This window comes from Streptomyces angustmyceticus (assembly GCF_019933235.1).
Taxonomy (GTDB): domain Bacteria; phylum Actinomycetota; class Actinomycetes; order Streptomycetales; family Streptomycetaceae; genus Streptomyces; species Streptomyces angustmyceticus.
Genome location: NZ_CP082945.1, coordinates 4,790,382 through 4,806,846 on the forward strand (window position 1 = coordinate 4,790,382; position 16,465 = coordinate 4,806,846).

Sequence of the window (16,465 nt, forward strand, 5' to 3'; positions counted from 1 at the left end):
GTATCGTGCCCGGATGCTCACCGTGACCACCGTGAATGTGAACGGCCTGCGGGCCGCCGCCAAGAAGGGCTTCGTGCCGTGGCTGGCGGAGACCGAGGCCGACGTGCTGTGCCTGCAGGAGGTGCGGGCCGAGACCGCCCAGCTCCCCGACGAGGTGCGCGAGCCCGCGGGGTGGCACACCGTGCACGCCCCGGCGGCGGCCAAGGGCCGGGCCGGGGTCTCGCTCTGCACCCGGCGCGAGCCCGAGCGGGTCCGGGTGGGCTTCGGGTCGGCGGAGTTCGACGACAGCGGGCGCTACGTCGAGGCGGACCTGCCCGGCGTGACCGTCGCCAGCCTCTACCTGCCCTCCGGCGAGGTCGGCACCGAGCGGCAGGACGAGAAGGAACGCTTCCTGGCGGAGTTCCTGCCCTACCTCACCGGCCTGCGCGAGCGGGCCGCGGCGGACGGCCGCGAGGTGGTCGTCTGCGGCGACTGGAACATCGCCCACCAGGAGGCCGACCTCAAGAACTGGAAGGCCAACCGGAAGAAGTCCGGCTTCCTCCCGGAGGAGCGGGCCTGGCTGACCGATGTCCTCGACGAGCACCGCGGCGGCTACGTGGACGTCGTCCGCAGCCTGCACCCGGACACCGAGGGCCCGTACTCGTGGTGGTCCTACCGCGGCCGCGCCTTCGACAACGACGCGGGCTGGCGCATCGACTACCAGATGGCCACCCCCGGCCTCGCCCGCCGCGCCCTGAAGTCCTGGGTGGAACGCGCGACGTCCTACGACCAGCGCTGGAGCGACCACGCGCCGGTGACGGTGGTCTACGGGGACTGAGCGGGGGTGACGGGTCGCGCGGGGTGCGCCGGCGGGGCGGGGCGCTCCTCGGCGGCCGCGTGCTCCTCGCTGTCCGGCACGGGCAGGCGCATCCCACGCGACTCGGCGACCCGCAGCGCGTCGACCAGGCACTCGGCGAGGCGGATCCCGGCGTACCGCACCTCGGCGTGCGGAGACAGCGGGTCGCTCAGCAGTCTGCGCGCCTCCCCGAGCACGTCCTCGCCCATGGAGAGCTGTACCTCCTCCATCTCGTCGGCCAGCCCGGAAAGCATGCTCGATCCGCTGTCGGTGCTGAGATAGCAGGCATTCCCGGCCTCCGACGTCCAGGGCAGTAAGCGGGGCATGCGTCCGGTCGGGCCGGTGGCAGGGCCCGTCTCCTTCTGTCCGTCGGCGCCTGTTCCGCGCATGGCTTCGGTCCCCTTCGTCCGTGATCGGTAAGGGGACCGTAGGAGCGCCCGGCGGGAGAACCCACACGCGCGGAGCGGTAGTTCAGCGGGCGGGTCGACCGGACTACCACGCTCCGTGGTAGCTCAGGGCTGTCCCGTCACCCCTGGCGGGCGCACGACGGATTACGGGACAGTCCTCAGCCGGCGATGCCCAGGTGGGCGGCCATACTCCGCATGTCCTTTGTCAGCGTGCGCTTACGGGTCCGGAGAATGCCCTGCATCACGCGCCGCGCCATGGGCTGATGCGTCAGCCACACGTCAGCGGTGTCCCGGAGGTGGACCAGTTCGTCCATGGCGTCCTGATGGGAGCCCACGAGGAGATGGGCGTGCGCCACGTCCAGCCTGTGGCGCCCCCAGTTGTTGCTGCTCAGCCGCCCCACGTTCGTCGTCGCCCTGCTGCTCAGGGGGCCCTCGTCCGCGCGCCGGAGGACACCGCGTGCGTCGCCGGTCAGCGCCAGGTCCTCCACGGCCTTCGCCTCGGCCGTGACAGGCCCGAAGCTGCCCCAGTGCGAGGGGAAGCGGGTGTGTTCCCGGTCCAGTGCTCCACCGGCGGTGGCGGCCATCCGGCGCGCGTGCTTCGCCACGTCGGGCCGGTTGTTCCGGCACGCGGCGGCAGCGACCCGCAGCCACAGTTCGCCCCAGACGGCGAGCTGCGCGGGCTTCGCCTCCGACATCCGCGGTTCGACCTCCGCCGCGGTCCGCGCCGCCAGCTGCTCGCTCTCGTCGAAGCGGTCCTGGCGCAGGAGCAGCCAGCACAGTCCCACGACTCCCGTCGCCGCCAGCTGGGTCTTTCCGGTCTCGCGGGCGAGCCGTATCGCTTCGGCCAGTGCGTAGTACGCCATGTCGTACTGCCGGACCTGCGTCAGGTACTTGCCGGTGAGCAGGAGCGCGTGCGCCTGCGCGATCATCGCGTGTCGCTTCTCTTCCCCCTCCAGGGCGGACACCGCGGCCTCGGAGCCGAGGAGGAGCGGGGGGAGGCGCTTGGCGACAGCGTCGTACCGGTCCGCCTGGTAGAGCGCGTGACCGTCCTGAACGCCCTGCCGGATCACTGATGGTGCCTCGGCTTCACCGGGCTCCGACAGGGGGGCGGACAGCCCCAGAGGCGGCATGAGGGCGCGCCTCAGTTCAGCGAGGTTCCGGCGGTTCACTTCGTCCTGCAGGCCGACCACGGACCTCGGCGCCTCGCTGGCGAACAGCGCGGAGGTGGTGACTCCCAGCGCGCCGGCCAGGGCGGCCATGGTGTCCATGCTGACGTGCCCGCCCTGTTCCGCCTTGCGTACGGTGCTCAGCGAGAGGCCCGCCGCTTCGGCCAGCCCTTCTTGATTCAGTCCAGCGGTCCGGCGGTACTTCCTGACGTTGTCGGCCAAGCCTGTGGACATCGGCACTCACCTCGCCACCAGCGTATGCCCGTTGCGTCCCTGCGTGGCGCGATCGGGAACCGCTGAACGCCGGCCGAACCACGGACGCGAAAGACTTGCTGACCGGGCATCAACTGCGGTGTAGGCACCGCGCCGTGGGGCGCGGCCGCGCCCACCCCGTGCCCGCCGTCACTCGCCTTTTGTGTCCTGTTCCGGGAGCCACCGTGCCAGTTCCGCGCGGACGCGGCGGTCCATGGCCATGGAGAGTTCGGCTTCGACGACGCCCTTGGTGAGGGGGCGGAGTTTTTCGATGGTCTCGGCGATGCGGGTGACCTCGTGGGGGGCGGGGGGCTCGGCGGTGGCGGGGCGGGTGAGGACGTCGGGCAGGATGTGGGCGCGGATGAGGGTGGCGAAGAGGTCGGCGAGGGCGTCGGCGTGGGCGCGTACCTGGCGGCCGGCTTCGAGGACGGCGGCCAGCGGGACGCCCCGGTCGACGAGTTCGGTGGAGGCGTCCAGCAGGCGGCGGCTGATGTGGACGAACTCGTCGCCGTCGACGGCGAGGTAGCCGATGTCCAGGGACGCGGTGAGGTTCTCGGCGTTGATGTCCTCGCTGAAGTGGTCGGCGAGTTCCTCGGGGGTGAGGCGGACCGGGGTCTCCTCGGACCAGGGCGGGACGAGGGGGTGCTCCAGGCCGAGCAGTTCGCCCACGTCGCGGCCGGTGTCGAAGGCCGAGAGGAGTTCCGCGATGCCGCCGAGGGTGTGGCCGCGGTCCAGGAGGGCGCCGATGGTGCGCAGGCGGGCCAGGTGGTGCTCGTTGTACCAGGCGATCCGGCCCTCGCGGCGCGGCGGCGGGATGAGCTTGCGCTCGCGGTAGAAGCGCAGCGTACGGACGGTGATGCCGGCTTCCCGGGCCAGCTCGGGCATGCGGAATTCGCGGGCCGGGGCGGGGGCGTCGGGTGCCGTGCGCGCGTCCTGGGGGTTCTCGTTCGCTGCCACGGGTTCAGCCTATGCCGGGGGTACGGCGCCGGGCCGGTGGGCAACTGGCGGTAACTTCCTGCCGCCCGACCCCTACCGCTCGGTATGCCGCTGCCCTTACGCTCCCATTGCGCCAGTGATTACTGGCGTGATTGACGAGGGCGGCCGTGGCGCCGGATGTCACGGCATCGAAGATGGCAGGGAACGACGTCGGACTCGGGAGGCGGCGGGATGGCCGAGCGCGAGCGCAGGCATGTGCGGGTTGCGGTGATCGGATCGGGATTCGGTGGGCTGGGCGCGGCCGTCCGGCTGCGACGCGAGGGGATCACCGACTTCGTGATCCTGGAGCGGGCCGGTGCGGTGGGCGGCACCTGGCGGGACAACACCTATCCGGGATGCGCGTGCGATGTGCCCTCGCACCTGTACTCCTTCTCTTTCGCGCCCAACCCGGAGTGGCCGCGCAACTTCTCCGGGCAGCCGCACATCCGCGCCTACCTGGAGCGGATCGCCGACACCTTCGGGCTGCGCGAGCACCTGCGCTTCCACGCAGAGGTGCTCGGCATGCGCTGGGACGCGCAGGCGCTGCACTGGGAGGTGGAGACCGCCGACGGGCAGCTGACCGCGGACGTCGTGGTGTCCGCGACCGGCCCGCTGTCGGACCCCAAGATCCCGGCGATCCCGGGCCTGGACACCTTCCCCGGCACGGTCGCGCACTCCGCCCGCTGGGACCACGACACCGACCTGCGCGGCAAGCGCGTCGCCATGATCGGCACCGGCGCCTCGGCGATCCAGATCGTGCCGGCCCTCCAGCCGGACGTGGCGCGGCTGACCCTCTTCCAGCGCACCCCGCCCTGGGTGCTGCCGCGCGCCGACCGCAGGATCACCGCGGCCGAGCAGTGGCTGCACAGCACGTTCCCCGCGACCCGGGCCGCGCGCCGCGGACTGCTCTGGGGCATCAGGGAGATGCAGGTCAGCGCCTTCACCAAGCGCCCCGACCAGCTGGGTCTGGTCGAGTTCCTGGCCAGGAAGCACCTGAAGAAGGCCGTCAAGGACCCGGGGCTGCGGGCCGCGCTGACCCCCGGCTACCGCATCGGCTGCAAGCGGATCCTGCTCTCCAACACGTACTACCCGGCGCTGGCGCGGCCCAATGTGGACGTGGTCACCGCGGGCCTGAAGGAGGTGCGCGGCAGCACCCTGGTGGCGGCCGACGGGACCGAGGCGGAGGCCGACGCGATCGTCTTCGGCACCGGCTTCCATGTGACGGACATGCCGATCGCGCGGCGGGTGACCGGCGCCCACGGCACGACGCTCGCCGAGGAGTGGAAGGACGGCATGGCCGCGCTGCGCGGCGCCACCGCGGCCGGCTTCCCCAACTTCCTCACCATCATCGGGCCCAACACCGGCCTCGGGAACAGCTCGATGATCCTGATGATCGAGGCGCAGCTGAACTACCTGGCCGACTACCTGCGCCAGCTGGACGTCCTCGGCGGGAAGATCGCACTCGACGCCCGGCCCTCCGCCGTACAGCAGTGGAACCACACGATCCAGGAGCGGATGACGCGCACGGTGTGGAGCCGCGGCGGCTGCGACAGCTGGTACCTGGACGCCAACGGCCGCAACACCACCGTCTGGCCGGGTACCACCTCGGGGTTCAAGAAGGCCACCTTGCAGGTCGACCTCGCGGAGTACGAGGTGCTGCGGCCGCCGGCCGGCCCGCCCGCGGACCGGACCGCCCCGCCGCGCACGGAGGTGGCCGCATGAGCCGCCGCCCCGGACACGTCACCACCGGCCCCTACGCCCCGCCGGTGCCGCACACCACGCTGCCCGTCACCTCGGCCGACGGCGCCCGGCTGTACGCCGAGGTGCACGGCCCCAAGGACGCGCCGGCCGTCGTCCTGTCGCACGGCTGGACCTGCTCGACCGCCTTCTGGGCGCCGGTCGTCCGCGAGCTGGCCGCCGACCACCGGGTGGTGCTCTACGACCAGCGCGGCCACGGCCGCAGCCCCGCCGCCCGCCCGGCCGGCCACGGCACCCCCGCGCTCGCCGACGACCTGGTCGCCGTACTGGAGGCGACCCTGCGGCCGGGCGAGCGCGCCGTGGTGGGCGGCCACTCCATGGGCGGCATGACGATCATGGCCGCCGCCGAGCGGCCGCAGCTGCGCGAGCGGGCCGCCGCCGCGCTGCTGTGCAGCACCGGAAGCGCCGATCTGGCCGCCGAATCACGGGTGTTCCCGCTGCGCAGCCCACAGGGCAGGCGCCTGGCGCACCGGCTGCTGCTGCACGCGCGGGCACCGCTCGGCCCCGTGTCGCCGCTCACGAAGAGCGCCCTGCGGTACGCCACCATGGGCCCCGGCGCCACCGCCGAGCAGATCGAGGTCTGCGCGCGCATCGTGCACGCCTGCCCGCCCGGGGTGCGGGCCCGCTGGGGCAGGGTGCTGTCCGGCCTCGAACTGACCGGCGGAGCCGCCAGGTTGGCGCTGCCGACCGTCGTGGTGGCGGGCACCGCCGACCGGCTCACCCCGCTCGTGCACGCTCGCCGGCTGGCCTCCGTCCTGCCCGACTGCCGCGGCCTGACCGAGCTGCCGGGCCTGGGTCACATGACGCCGGTCGAGGATCCCGCGGCGGTCGCCGGCCGGCTGCGCGCCCTCGTCGAGGACCACCTGCGGTCGGACGGCGCCGGGGACGGGAGCGGCGCCGGAGAGGTCGCGGTGGCCCAAGTCCCCCGTTCCGCACGGCAGAAGAAGGAGGAGACGGCATGAGGGCGAGCAGGAACCTGGCGGGACAGGTCGTCGTCGTCACCGGAGGGGCCCGCGGCGTCGGCGCGCTGCTGGCCAGGAAGCTGTCGGCGCGCGGGGCGACGCTGGCGCTGGTCGGCCTGGAGCCGGACGAGCTGCGGGGCGTGGCCGCCTCGCTGCACGGTCCGGCCCACCACTGGCACGCCGATGTCACCGACCACGAGGCGATGACCCGGGTCGCCGGTGAGGTCAAGGACCGCTTCGGGAAGGTCGATGTGGTCGTCGCCAACGCCGGGGTGGCGACCGGCGGCCCGTTCGCCGACTCCGACCCGGTGGCCTGGCGGCGGGTCATCGAGGTCAACCTCATAGGCGGCGCGGTCACCGGCCGCGCCTTCCTCCCCGCCCTCACGGCCTCCCGGGGCTACTTCCTGCAGATCGCCTCGCTGGCCGCGATCACCCCGGCGCCGATGATGACCGCCTACTGCGCCTCCAAGTCGGGCGTCGAGGCGTTCGCGCACAGCCTGCGCGCCGAGGTCGGCCACAAGGGCGTACGGGTCGGGGTCGGCTACCTCAGCTGGACCGACACCGACATGGTGCGCGGCGCCGACCAGGACGCCGTCATGCGCGAGCTGCGCTCCCGGCTGCCGTGGCCGTCGAACCGGACCTATCCGCTGGGGCCCGCCGTCGACCGGATCGTGGCGGGTGTCGAGCGCCGCTCGGCGCACGTCTACGGCCAGTGGTGGCTGCGCGGGATGCAGTCGCTGCGCGGGTATCTGCCCTCGCTCGTCGGGACGGTGGGCCAGCGGGAGATGCGGCGCTTCGGGGACCGGCTGGACGGCATGCGGGTCGGCCTGGTGGGGGCCGGCGGGGAGGCGGACGAGAAGGCGCGGGCGGACCGGTGACCCGGGCGGGACCCGTCCCGCCAACTGCCCTGCCGGCCGCACCGCGAGGTCCCGAAGGCCGCTCCCGCGCACACGGGGAGCGGCCTTCGGCCCTTACGGAGCGTAGTCGAACGTGATCGAAATGCGAGCAATGTCCGGGCGTGTCACGCTGAACGGGGCCCAACCCCCCCTATACACCCCACTAGGAGTGAACAGCATGGGCATCAAGGACCAGTTCCAGGACAAGGCCAACGAGCTCAAGAACCAGGCGCAGAACGCCCGGAGCGACGCTCGCGAGCAGGGTCACGACCGCGGCCAGCGCGACCACGAGCGCGGCGGCCAGCGCCAGGACCAGGACCGCCGTCAGGGCGGCCAGGAGCGTGGCGCCCAGCCGCGCGAGCGCGGCCAGCAGGGCCGTCAGCCCGCTCAGGACGCGATGGACGCCGCCGAGGGCCGCTTCCAGAGCTGAACAGGCTCGTCCTGAACCTCACGTACGGCGGCGTACGCGCCGTACGTGACGGGGCGCACCCGGTCGACCGGGTGCGCCCCACCGCCGTGTCGGCCGGCGATGTCGCGAAGTGAGCGGAGCATGTGAGCGGAGCAAGGGCGGACGCCGCTCGCAGAAGCCCGCGGCCGGTCAGGCGCCTGCCGCCTCCGAGGTGCCCTCGTCCCGCGGCGGGAGCGGGGGCCGCCGGCGGTCCGGCACGTCCGAGAGGTCCGGGGGGTTCGCCGCCGGATGGCGCTCCAGCAGCTCCAGCACCGTGCGCACCGCGACGCCCAGTTGGGGGTGCCGGCCCTCGGCCCAGTGCAGCGGGGAGCGCAGTGCCTCGATGTCGACCTCGACGCCGTGGTTCTCCACGCCCCAGCCGTAGAGCCGGAACCACGCGGCGTTCATCGGCACGGTGATCGCGGTGCCGTCGGCGAGCCGGTGCCGGCCGGTCATCCCGACCACCCCGCCCCAGGTGCGCATGCCCACCACCGGCCCGATGCCCAGCAGCTTGAAGGCCGCGGTGATCATGTCGCCGTCGGACGAGGTCATCTCGTCGGCGACCGCCACGACCGGGCCGCGCGGGGCGTTGGAGGTGTACGAGACGGGCTCGGCGTCGCGGGTCAGGTCCCAGCCCATGATCGTGCGGGTCAGCTTCTCGATCACCAGCTCGGAGATGTTGCCGCCCGCGTTGCCCCGGACGTCCACGATCAGCGCGGGCCGGGAGACCTCCATCCGCAGGTCGCGGTTGAACTGCGCCCAGCCGGAGCCGCCCATGTCGGGGATGTGCAGATAGCCGCACCGGCCGCCGCTCAACTCCCGCACCACGGCGCGGCGTTTGGCCACCCAGTCCTGGTAGCGCAGCGGCCGCTCGTCGACCAGCGGGACCACCGCGACCCGGCGCGGCACTCCCTCGCCCTCCGGCGGGGCGAAGGTCAGCTCCACGGTCGTGCCGCCGGCCGCGGCCAGCAGCGGATACGGGCCGGCCACCGGGTCCACCGGGCGGCCGTCGACATGGGTGAGCGCCGCCCCCTCGCGGATGCCCGTGCCGGCCAGCGGGGAGCGGGCCCGGGAGTCCGAGGACTCGCCGGGCAGGATCCGGGTGACCACCCAACGCCCGTCGCGGCACACCAGGTTGGCGCCCAGCAGGCCCATGGCGCGCTGGTAGTGCGGCGGGCCCTCGTTGCGCCGGGCGCCCGTGACGTAGGCGTGCGAGGTGCCCAGCTCGCCCATCACCTCGCGCAGCAGGTCGGCGAACTCGTCGGGGGAGGCGACCCGTTCCAGCAGCGGCCGGTACTGCGCCAGCACCCCGTCCCAGTCGATGCCGCACATCCGCGGGTCCCAGAAGTACGCCCGGGCGATCCGGCCCGCCTCGTCGAACGCCTGGCGCCACTCGGCCACCGGATCGACGTCGTGCAGGATGCGCCGCAGGTCCAGGAAGACCGTCGAGTCGCTGTCCGGCGTCTCGGTCGCGGGCACCGCGCGCAGCTCGCCCTCGTCGTTGACGACCAGCCGGGTGCCGTCGCCGCTGAGCGCGAACCCGTCCAGCGAGCTGGTGAGTTCGGTGCGCCGCGCCTTGGTCAGGTCGAAGTGCTCCAGGGTCGGCCGGCCCGAGGTGTCGGCCGGGTTGGCGAAGGTCTCGCCCAGCGCGCCGGAGATCGGCCAGCGCAGCCAGACCAGCCCGCCGCCGCTGACCGGCGCCAGCGAGGAGTACTTGGACGCCGCCACCGGGAACGGCGTGACGCGGTTCTCCAGCCCCTCCACCTCGACCAGCACCGTCCCCTCGTCGGAGGGCGGAGGGATCTCGTCCGGGTCCAGTCCGCCCGCCGCGGGCCGTCCCTCGGGGGACAGCGCGAAGGGGGAGGGGGTCGCCGACGACAGCGGGACGAGGTAGGGGCGGCAGCCCAGCGGGAACGACAGGTCGCCGGTGTGCACGTCGTAGACCGGGTCGAAGCCGCGCCAGGACAGGAACGACAGGTAGCGGCCGTCGCGGGTGAACACCGGCTGCTCGTCCTCGAACCGGCCGTTGGTGACGTCCACGATGTGCCGGTCGGCGAGCCGGGCCATCTTGATCTGCCGCAGAGTGCGGCCGATGCCGGGGTGCGACCAGGTCAGCCAGCGCGAGTCGGGGGAGAACGCCAGGTCGCGGACCGGCCCGTTGGCGGAGTGGATCAGCTCGGTGACGCCGGCGGCGCGCTCGTCCTCGTCGGCTCCCTCCTCCGGCCGGGCGGTGTCCACCAGCAGCAGCCGGCCGTCGTGCGCGGCCACCGCCACCCGTTCGCCGTCCGGTGCGGAGGTCATCTCGTGGACCCGGCCCAGCTCACCGGCGGCCAGCCGGCGCGGTGCGCCCGGCGCGCCGGCCCGCGGCAGGTTGGTGATCTCGATGGCGTCCTCGCCCTCGGCGTCGGTGAGGTACGCGATCCGGCCGGTGGAGCCCAGCATGACGGGCAGCCGGACGCGGACGCCCGGGGTGTCGTGGAGGGTGCGGGCCGGGCCGTCGCGGTGGGTGAGCCAGTACAGGCTGCCGCGGACGCCGACCGCGCTGGCCCGCCCGGTGGTGTCCACCGCGAGCCCGGTGACGTGCGACGCGGCCGGGACCTGGTAGGTCCGCCGGCCGGCCCGCGGGCCGCCCAGGCGCACGGTCAGCCTGCGCGGTACGGCGTCCGGGCCCAGGTCGTCGATCAGCCAGAGGTCGCCGGCGCACTGGTAGACGATGCGCGCGCCGTCGCTGGCGGCGTGCCGGGCGTAGAAGTCGGTGTGGTCGGTGTGCCGGCGCAGATCGGTGCTGTCGGGCAGGCAGGAGTAGACGTTGCCGATGCCCTCGTGGTCGGAGAGGAAGGCGATCCGGCCGCCGACGAACATCACCGAGTCGAGGTGCCCGTACAGGTCCGGCAGCAGCCGGGTGCCGTGCAGCCACATCCGGCCCATCGCGCCGCCCCGGTAGCGCTTCCAGGAGGCGGGCTCGTGCGGCGGCTTCCCGCTGAGCAGCAGGGTGCGGCGCTCCCCTTCGAGGTCGGCGACCGCGATGTCGGAGACCGGCCCCCAGGGCAGTTGGCCGCCGGGGCTGCCGTCGGTGGGCACGCTGTAGGCCCACGAGTAGTACGAGAACGGCTGGCCGTGCGAGGAGACCGCGAGGACGTGCGCCTGGCCCTCGTGGTCGGGCGGCGTCCAGCCGCAGACCCGGGCGTCGGTGCTGCCCCAGTACGTCAGCCGGCGGGCCGGGCCGCCGTCGACCGGCGCGAGGTGGACCTCCGGGTCGAGGCTGCGCCAGGTGGTGAAGGCGATGTGGGTGCCGTCGGGGGAGAAGCGGGGGTGGCCGACGCGGGTGCGGTCGACGGTCAGCCGCCAGGCGCGGCCGGGCTCCCGGCCCTCGGGGGCGAGCGGGGCGATCCACAGGTCGTCCTCGGCGGCGAAGCAGAGCAGGTCGCCGTGGAGGTGCGGATAGCGCAGATAGGCGCTGTCGGACGCCCCCGGCGAGCCCGTGGCGGTCGGCTCCCGATGCAGCCGCCCACGGGCCTTGGCGGGGTCCGACTCCGGGCGCGGCCCGACGTCCTCGGGTGCATCGCTCACCCAACCATCGTTCCGGGACGGGGGAGCGGGGGCAAGTCGGCCTGTGTGAGGTGCGCACGGGTTCTCAAGTCGGACATCGGGGTGATGGCGAAATTCCGCGGGCAGATACGCGCCACCTGTTCCGTCTGTCGCAGCGCTGTTGTCGGCTGCCGGGCCGACGTTTTCGCTGGACAGTTGCCGTCCGACTGGCCCGTGGTGGCGCCGTCGGTCATCTGTCGGGTTTTCGGGGAGCCGGAAAAGGCCCGTCGGCCGCCAGGACCGGATCATTGAATAATTGATTCCGCGCCACGCTTTTTCAGTTCCACATTACGAAAATCTGGCCCGAAACTCTGCTCTCCGCGTCAATATGGCGGCGTACCGTGGATCCGCCGCTCGGGCTCGTTGCCGGAGAAGGCACCTACGGATGCAGGGGGAAGCCGTGCAGGATGCTATGAGATCTGGCCGTCGAAAGAATTCTCGCCTCGCATTGTGCATCCATCGGAAAGCCCTTGCGGTAACGGTGGTCGCTGCACTCCTGCCGGTCTGCCTGGCGGCATCGTCGGTCGATTCGGCAGCGACATCGATCGGGGCCGGCGGCCCCAGGGCAAAGCCCACGGCAATCGTATCGCTCGGCGACAGCTTCATCTCGGGAGAGGGGGGAAGGTGGCAAGGCAACGTCGATATGGCGTACAGCCAGACGGACAGCATGTTCGGAACGGACCGGGCCACCGTATGCGACTCCGGTGGCTGCCGGAAAGATCCGAACCGGGTGTATGTGGACGGGTCGTACCTGGATCCGACGACCGGAAAGGAGAACGGCTGCCACAGATCCGATGTCGCGGAGATCATCGAGTCGAACATTTCCGTGGACCGCAAGTTCAATCTTGCCTGCTCAGGTGCAGTGACCGGCAATATCCTGCCCGCGGCGGCAGGCGGCACGTCCTTCAAAGGGGAGTGGCCCCAGGCGGACCAGCTGCGAGACCTCGCAAGAACATACGACATCAAGCTGGTTCAGATCTCCATCAGCGGAAATGATCTCGGATTCAGCGACATCATCAGGAGTTGCATCACGAGATTTCTCTCCAATCCGGTCGGGCAGTACTGCTGGAAAGTCTACGACTGGGACCTCAAGGAAAAATTGAAGAGAGAAGTGCCGGACAAGGTAAAAAATGTGATTGACCAGGTTCGCAGGGTGATGCGGGAGACGGGGCACCCGGAAGGCTCTTACGCATTGGCGATGCAGTCGTACCCGTCGCCGGTTCCCCTGTCCTCCAGCTACCGCTACTCACAGGGCGTGAGCTTCTCCTCCAGCCGCTACAGTCCAGGCGGATGCCCCTTCTACAACGAGGACACCAATTGGGCGCGCATGGACGTGGTGAAGGGCATCGCCGACATGCTGGAGGGCGTCGCGGCGGAGAAGAACGTCCACTATCTGGATCTCCAGTGGGCCTTCGACGGTCATGAGGTCTGCGCCAAGGGGGTTCGTCATGCCAGGGCCGGTGACACGCCGGCCAGTCCCATTCCCAGCAGGGACGCGGAGTGGATGCGCTTTCTGTCCGCGGGGATTTCTCACGCACAGGGGCAGGTGGAGGAATCCTTCCACCCGAACTCCTATGGCCAGAAGGTGCTGGGAAAGTGCCTGAAGGATTTCTACGACCTGACGAGCCCCACGGGACGCCGCATCGAGTACACGTGTCTGAACAGCCGGGGCCAAGGAGTGGAGGGCATGCATCTGAAGCCCCTGAGCCGGTCTTGATCCCTCGTAGTGGCGGTCTGCCGGTTTACCCGGCAGACCGTTTCTTGGCTGCTCACCCTGTGGTGGCGGTTTTGCTGCCGCAGATGACCGCAGGCAGCGAAAACCACAGCTGATCTACCCCAGGGAGACCCTGGCGTACTGGTAGTAGGTCTGACCGTTCTCGTCTCCGTTGTGCTGCCGGCCCACCATGACTTCTTCCGGGCCTGCCTTCGAGTGGCTGGAGCTTTCCCGCTGGCCTGCGGTCCAGCGGTAGGAGGTCAGGTGTACATTCCGCCCCTGCCAGGTCATCGAGGCGGTCGCATACCGCGTCTGACCGTTCTCGTCCCCGCTGTGCTGCCGGCCGGACAGTGCCTTATCGGGCGGCGGAGCGGAGAAGAACGATCCGCTCTCCCTTTGGGAACTGCTCCAGGTCGGCCCGCTCACCTGGACGAGTTCGTCGTGGATGAGGATGAATCCGCAGTAGTACGTGGTGTTGCCGTTCTCGTCACCACTGTGCGCCCGGCCGATCAGGACCTGATATGCCGGGCACTCGACGGGAGTTCCGGCCGACTCTCGCACCGTTCTGGTGTAGCCGTCGATGACGACGACGTCCGCCCTCGGGGCGGCGCTCGCTTCAGTGGCCGATACGGTGCCGAGCCCCACGGACAGGAGGCCGGCGCTCGCGAGCGCCGAGGCGCGTCTGCTGATTCGCGATAACTGACTCACGGGTTTCCTTTCACATGCGTCGTACGCGATGTGTGCCGTGGCAGGTTATTTCCTGGGATGGGGAACAGTCAGCAGACAGATTCCAGCCATAGCGGCCTGTACAGCCCGCCCTTTTACCCTATAAACATTCCACTGGAGTTCCTGAATGCGTGGGCATCGGGCACGTCCGAGCGGGTCCGGGGTGGCTTGCTCCCACACGGCCTTCGACGGCGTCGGCCCGGCTGCATCGGGTCGCCATGGCGGAGCTGGAGTAACGACTTGGCTGCGCTTCGGCCCGAGGCGGCCACCGCACATCGAGGTACGGAACCCGGTCCTCACGCGGCGAAGGGGGCCTCCCGCCGACGGGAGACCCCCTTCGTCACGAGCCGTCTGTCTCAGCTCTTACTGATGCGTCACACCAAGCGGCCGTCGGCCGAGGCGCCCCGGACTTCGTCGATGAACGCCGTGAAGGCTGCCGCCGGGAATGCCAGCGTGGGCCCGTCCGGGGCCTTGGAGTCGCGGATGGCGACCCGGGTCCCGGCATGTGCGACTTCCAGGCACGCGTTGCCTTCGCCGCCGCTGTGGCTGCTCTTGAACCAAGTGGGAGCCGGTACTTCTATGCCGGACAGTGGGCGATCAGTCATGAGACAGCTCCTGTCGTACTTTGGTCAGCAGACGCAACGACGCCGAGGTGTCGGCTGCTTGTGAGCGAAGGTAGTCGAAGGTGAGCTTATAGCCGGACACGTCTTCGGCTTCATCGAGATAGAGCCCGCGTCGACGCATCTCGATGTAGACCACGGCCATGGAGTTGAGCGGGTTTCGTTCATCGTTCCTGCCGAGGATGACGAAGTCGCCGGCTCCGGCTGCATGGGCTCCGGCTTTGAAAGGCAGGATCTGGATCTCGATCGTGGGGCTCTGTGCCATCTCGTAGAGGTGGTCCAACTGCTGAGCCATCACACCTGAGTTGCCGACCGTACGGCGGATCACGGCTTCATCCAACACAGCCCACACGTGCAGCGGAGGCTCCCGTCGAAGGATGCCCTGGCGCTGAATCCGGGCGTCCACCATCTGCTCGATCACATCGTTCGGGCTGCGCACCTCGCGCGCCTGATGGATGGCGAGGGCGTACTCCCGCGTCTGCAGCAGGCCAGGGATGACGGTGTTGGCGCAGAGGTGCTCGTACTCCGCTTCGTGCTCGAAGGACACCAGCGGGTCCATCCACTCAGGCACCGCGCTGTTCCCGACCCACCAGCCGTCGGTCTGGGTCCGCGCGACTCGGACCAGGGCTTCGCATTCGCTTGCAGAGGCCTCACAGGCATCGGCGATCGCCTTCACCGTGGCCCACCGGATCCTGGCGCGGTCCTGCCACATCTCGTAACGGCTCACTGTCGCCTTGCTGACCCCAGCCCGCTCGGCGACCTGTGTTTGAGTCAAACCGCATCGCTCGCGCAACGAGATCAAGCCACGGGCGATCTGCATGCGCCCTGCCGGTCCTGTGAGTGTCGCGGTCATCCCCGCCTCTTCCTTCTCGCTCGCCATTCACTGTCACGCTCGGCGACGGCCCAACACGGCGAGCGTACGCAGGCATTGGCCGACACGGGCACCCTCGGATTGCTCGTCACCCACATTGATGAACTCCACTTGTGAGTCGGCTATCCATTGGAATCCAATGGCAGTCTTCTTGCGATGTATCGATGCTGACTCTGCAAAGGGAGTTGAGGTCATGCACCGCCAGTACGCGCACGTCATCAACCGACTGCGGTCTCTGATCGCCCCACCTGGCCGACACCGTGCCGGAGCGCTGAGCCATCTTTCCCGCCCGGCCCGCGCTGCCCGGTCGACAGCCGTTGTGACGGCGTCCCGCCGCCCCGGCCCCTACGCCACCGACACCCCCATCGACGGCCGGGCAACGGCCATGATCCGCCCCTACCTGCTCGCCCACGAGCAGTGGCGCGAGCGACGGCATCGGCGACAGCTCCGCACGCCTCGGGGCACCGCATGCGGCATGCCCGACATGGAGGTGGCGCGGTGAATGCCGATGACACTTCGCTGCGGCGGCTGCCCTGGGTGGGGGAGGATGGCCGGCCCGGCTATCTGTCCACGGACGGCACCGGCCCGGTGTCCCGCCTCGTCAACCGGCTGGAGGCAATGCGGCCCGGCGGGGCAAGTGGGCCGCCCGACCAGACGCCCGACGTGTTCGCCGACTTCGGGCGGGATCCGGAACCTGAACTCGGTTCTCCGGACGGTCGGTTAACGGATGCCCTCTGGGGCGCGTTGAAGCAGTCGTCCACCCCGCTCCAGGCGTTGGGCCTGTGGTCGCTCCCCGGTGGGGACCTTTCCTCCGCGTGCGCCGCCCGTCATTACGTCCGGACCATGGCGTGCTGGTGGGATGTGGCCCCGGAGCAGGTGGAAGCGCTGGAGCTGATCGCCGGGGAGCTCGTCGGCAACGCGCTGAAGTACAGCGACAGCCGCCTCATTGCCGTCGCGCTCTCGCGTACCGCCCGGACCGCGTGCATCGGTGTGAGCGACGAGGGGCACGGCTGTGTGGCCGAGCCGGTGAGGCCGGGGCCTGAGCAGGAAGGCGGGTGCGGACTGCTGATCGTGGAGGCGCTGGCCGATCGCTGGGGGCGGCGGAAGCTGGAGGGCGGCTTCGCCGTCCGGGCCGAGATGGTCCTCAAGCGTTGAGGCCCTCGGTGACGCAGACCACAAGCGAATCGGTTCCGTTTCGCTCGATCCGGCGGTAGCTTCGAAGTGTACGAAACCGTTTCGTTCGCTTC

The 16,465-nt window shown here is 70.8% G+C and carries 15 protein-coding genes; 8 read left to right on the plus strand and 7 right to left on the minus strand.

The features are described from left to right. The first annotated feature begins 13 nt into the window (after nt 1-13). On the plus strand, nt 14-817 hold the full coding sequence (locus K7396_RS21620; RefSeq protein ID WP_086721469.1) for an exodeoxyribonuclease III: 804 nt from the start codon (nt 14-16) through the stop codon (nt 815-817). Here the strand turns inward: K7396_RS21620 and K7396_RS21625 are convergent. The 3 genes from K7396_RS21625 to K7396_RS21635 form a co-directional block, all read right to left on the minus strand. Further along, nucleotides 805-1,089, minus strand: coding sequence for a hypothetical protein (locus K7396_RS21625; RefSeq protein WP_223660153.1), 285 nt, complete (start codon nt 1,087-1,089; stop codon nt 805-807). The genes K7396_RS21620 and K7396_RS21625 overlap by 13 nt on opposite strands. A 311-nt stretch (nt 1,090-1,400) precedes the next feature. Next, entirely contained in the window at nt 1,401-2,642 is a 1,242-nt protein-coding gene (locus tag K7396_RS21630; RefSeq protein WP_086721468.1) for a helix-turn-helix transcriptional regulator, read from the minus strand. Nucleotides 2,643-2,810: 168 nt separating this feature from the next. Beyond that, nucleotides 2,811-3,617 (minus strand): MerR family transcriptional regulator, encoded by an 807-nt coding sequence (locus K7396_RS21635; RefSeq protein WP_373866955.1) that lies wholly within the window; start codon nt 3,615-3,617, stop codon nt 2,811-2,813. A 210-nt stretch (nt 3,618-3,827) separates the two neighbouring features. Between K7396_RS21635 and K7396_RS21640 the strand changes: the two genes are divergently transcribed. The 4 genes from K7396_RS21640 (at nt 3,828) to K7396_RS21655 (ending at nt 7,681) form a co-directional block, all read left to right on the plus strand. After that, on the plus strand, nt 3,828-5,357 hold the full coding sequence (locus K7396_RS21640) for a flavin-containing monooxygenase (RefSeq protein ID WP_086718861.1): 1,530 nt from the start codon (nt 3,828-3,830) through the stop codon (nt 5,355-5,357). Beyond that, nucleotides 5,354-6,355, plus strand: a complete 1,002-nt coding sequence (locus tag K7396_RS21645; RefSeq protein WP_086718859.1) for an alpha/beta fold hydrolase — start codon at nt 5,354-5,356, stop codon at nt 6,353-6,355. Before K7396_RS21640 ends, K7396_RS21645 begins: the two co-directional genes overlap by 4 nt. Next, a complete protein-coding gene (locus K7396_RS21650) occupies nt 6,352-7,233 on the plus strand; it encodes an SDR family oxidoreductase (RefSeq protein ID WP_086718857.1) in 882 nt (293 codons plus the stop codon). The genes K7396_RS21645 and K7396_RS21650 overlap by 4 nt, the downstream gene beginning before the upstream one ends. Before the next feature lie 196 nt (nt 7,234-7,429). After that, complete coding sequence (locus K7396_RS21655; protein ID WP_086718855.1) at nt 7,430-7,681, plus strand: hypothetical protein; 252 nt, start codon at nt 7,430-7,432, stop codon at nt 7,679-7,681. Between the two features lie 168 nt (nt 7,682-7,849). Here the strand turns inward: K7396_RS21655 and K7396_RS21660 are convergent, their stop codons facing one another. Then, the gene (locus tag K7396_RS21660) at nt 7,850-11,203 is read right to left on the minus strand and encodes a S41 family peptidase (protein WP_086718863.1); all 3,354 of its coding nucleotides are present in this window, start codon (nt 11,201-11,203) and stop codon (nt 7,850-7,852) included. A gap of 565 nt (nt 11,204-11,768) precedes the next feature. On the opposite strand from K7396_RS21660, the gene K7396_RS21665 reads away from it, so the two are divergent. Next, nucleotides 11,769-13,004, plus strand: coding sequence for an SGNH/GDSL hydrolase family protein (locus K7396_RS21665; RefSeq protein ID WP_158101143.1), 1,236 nt, complete (start codon nt 11,769-11,771; stop codon nt 13,002-13,004). A gap of 114 nt (nt 13,005-13,118) precedes the next feature. Here the strand turns inward: K7396_RS21665 and K7396_RS21670 are convergent, their stop codons facing one another. From K7396_RS21670 to K7396_RS21680, 3 genes are all read right to left on the minus strand, one after another. After that, nucleotides 13,119-13,709, minus strand: coding sequence for a hypothetical protein (locus K7396_RS21670; protein WP_223660154.1), 591 nt, complete (start codon nt 13,707-13,709; stop codon nt 13,119-13,121). A 392-nt stretch (nt 13,710-14,101) separates the two neighbouring features. Then, on the minus strand, nt 14,102-14,332 hold the full coding sequence (locus K7396_RS21675; protein ID WP_086718852.1) for a DUF397 domain-containing protein: 231 nt from the start codon (nt 14,330-14,332) through the stop codon (nt 14,102-14,104). After that, complete coding sequence (locus K7396_RS21680) at nt 14,325-15,227, minus strand: helix-turn-helix domain-containing protein (protein ID WP_223660155.1); 903 nt, start codon at nt 15,225-15,227, stop codon at nt 14,325-14,327. The genes K7396_RS21675 and K7396_RS21680 overlap by 8 nt, the downstream gene beginning before the upstream one ends. Nucleotides 15,228-15,537: 310 nt before the next feature. Between K7396_RS21680 and K7396_RS21685 the strand changes: the two genes are divergently transcribed. Further along, nucleotides 15,538-15,720, plus strand: coding sequence for a hypothetical protein (locus K7396_RS21685; RefSeq protein ID WP_158101142.1), 183 nt, complete (start codon nt 15,538-15,540; stop codon nt 15,718-15,720). After that, a complete protein-coding gene (locus tag K7396_RS21690; RefSeq protein WP_158101141.1) occupies nt 15,717-16,373 on the plus strand; it encodes an ATP-binding protein in 657 nt (218 codons plus the stop codon). Before K7396_RS21685 ends, K7396_RS21690 begins: the two co-directional genes overlap by 4 nt. The last annotated feature ends 92 nt before the right edge of the window (nt 16,374-16,465 follow it).

What these genes read in the sequence shown, in the direction of transcription:
- K7396_RS21680 (WP_223660155.1), bottom strand. Translation starts at nt 15,227, where the DNA reads ATGGCGAGCGAGAAGGAAGAGGCGGGGATGACCGCGACACTCACAGGA.
- K7396_RS21640 (WP_086718861.1), top strand. Translation starts at nt 3,828, where the DNA reads ATGGCCGAGCGCGAGCGCAGGCATGTGCGGGTTGCGGTGATCGGATCG.
- K7396_RS21630 (WP_086721468.1), bottom strand. Translation starts at nt 2,642, where the DNA reads ATGTCCACAGGCTTGGCCGACAACGTCAGGAAGTACCGCCGGACCGCT.
- K7396_RS21620 (WP_086721469.1), top strand. Translation starts at nt 14, where the DNA reads ATGCTCACCGTGACCACCGTGAATGTGAACGGCCTGCGGGCCGCCGCC.
- K7396_RS21655 (WP_086718855.1), top strand. Translation starts at nt 7,430, where the DNA reads ATGGGCATCAAGGACCAGTTCCAGGACAAGGCCAACGAGCTCAAGAAC.
- K7396_RS21645 (WP_086718859.1), top strand. Translation starts at nt 5,354, where the DNA reads ATGAGCCGCCGCCCCGGACACGTCACCACCGGCCCCTACGCCCCGCCG.
- K7396_RS21675 (WP_086718852.1), bottom strand. Translation starts at nt 14,332, where the DNA reads ATGACTGATCGCCCACTGTCCGGCATAGAAGTACCGGCTCCCACTTGG.
- K7396_RS21625 (WP_223660153.1), bottom strand. Translation starts at nt 1,089, where the DNA reads ATGCTTTCCGGGCTGGCCGACGAGATGGAGGAGGTACAGCTCTCCATG.
- K7396_RS21650 (WP_086718857.1), top strand. Translation starts at nt 6,352, where the DNA reads ATGAGGGCGAGCAGGAACCTGGCGGGACAGGTCGTCGTCGTCACCGGA.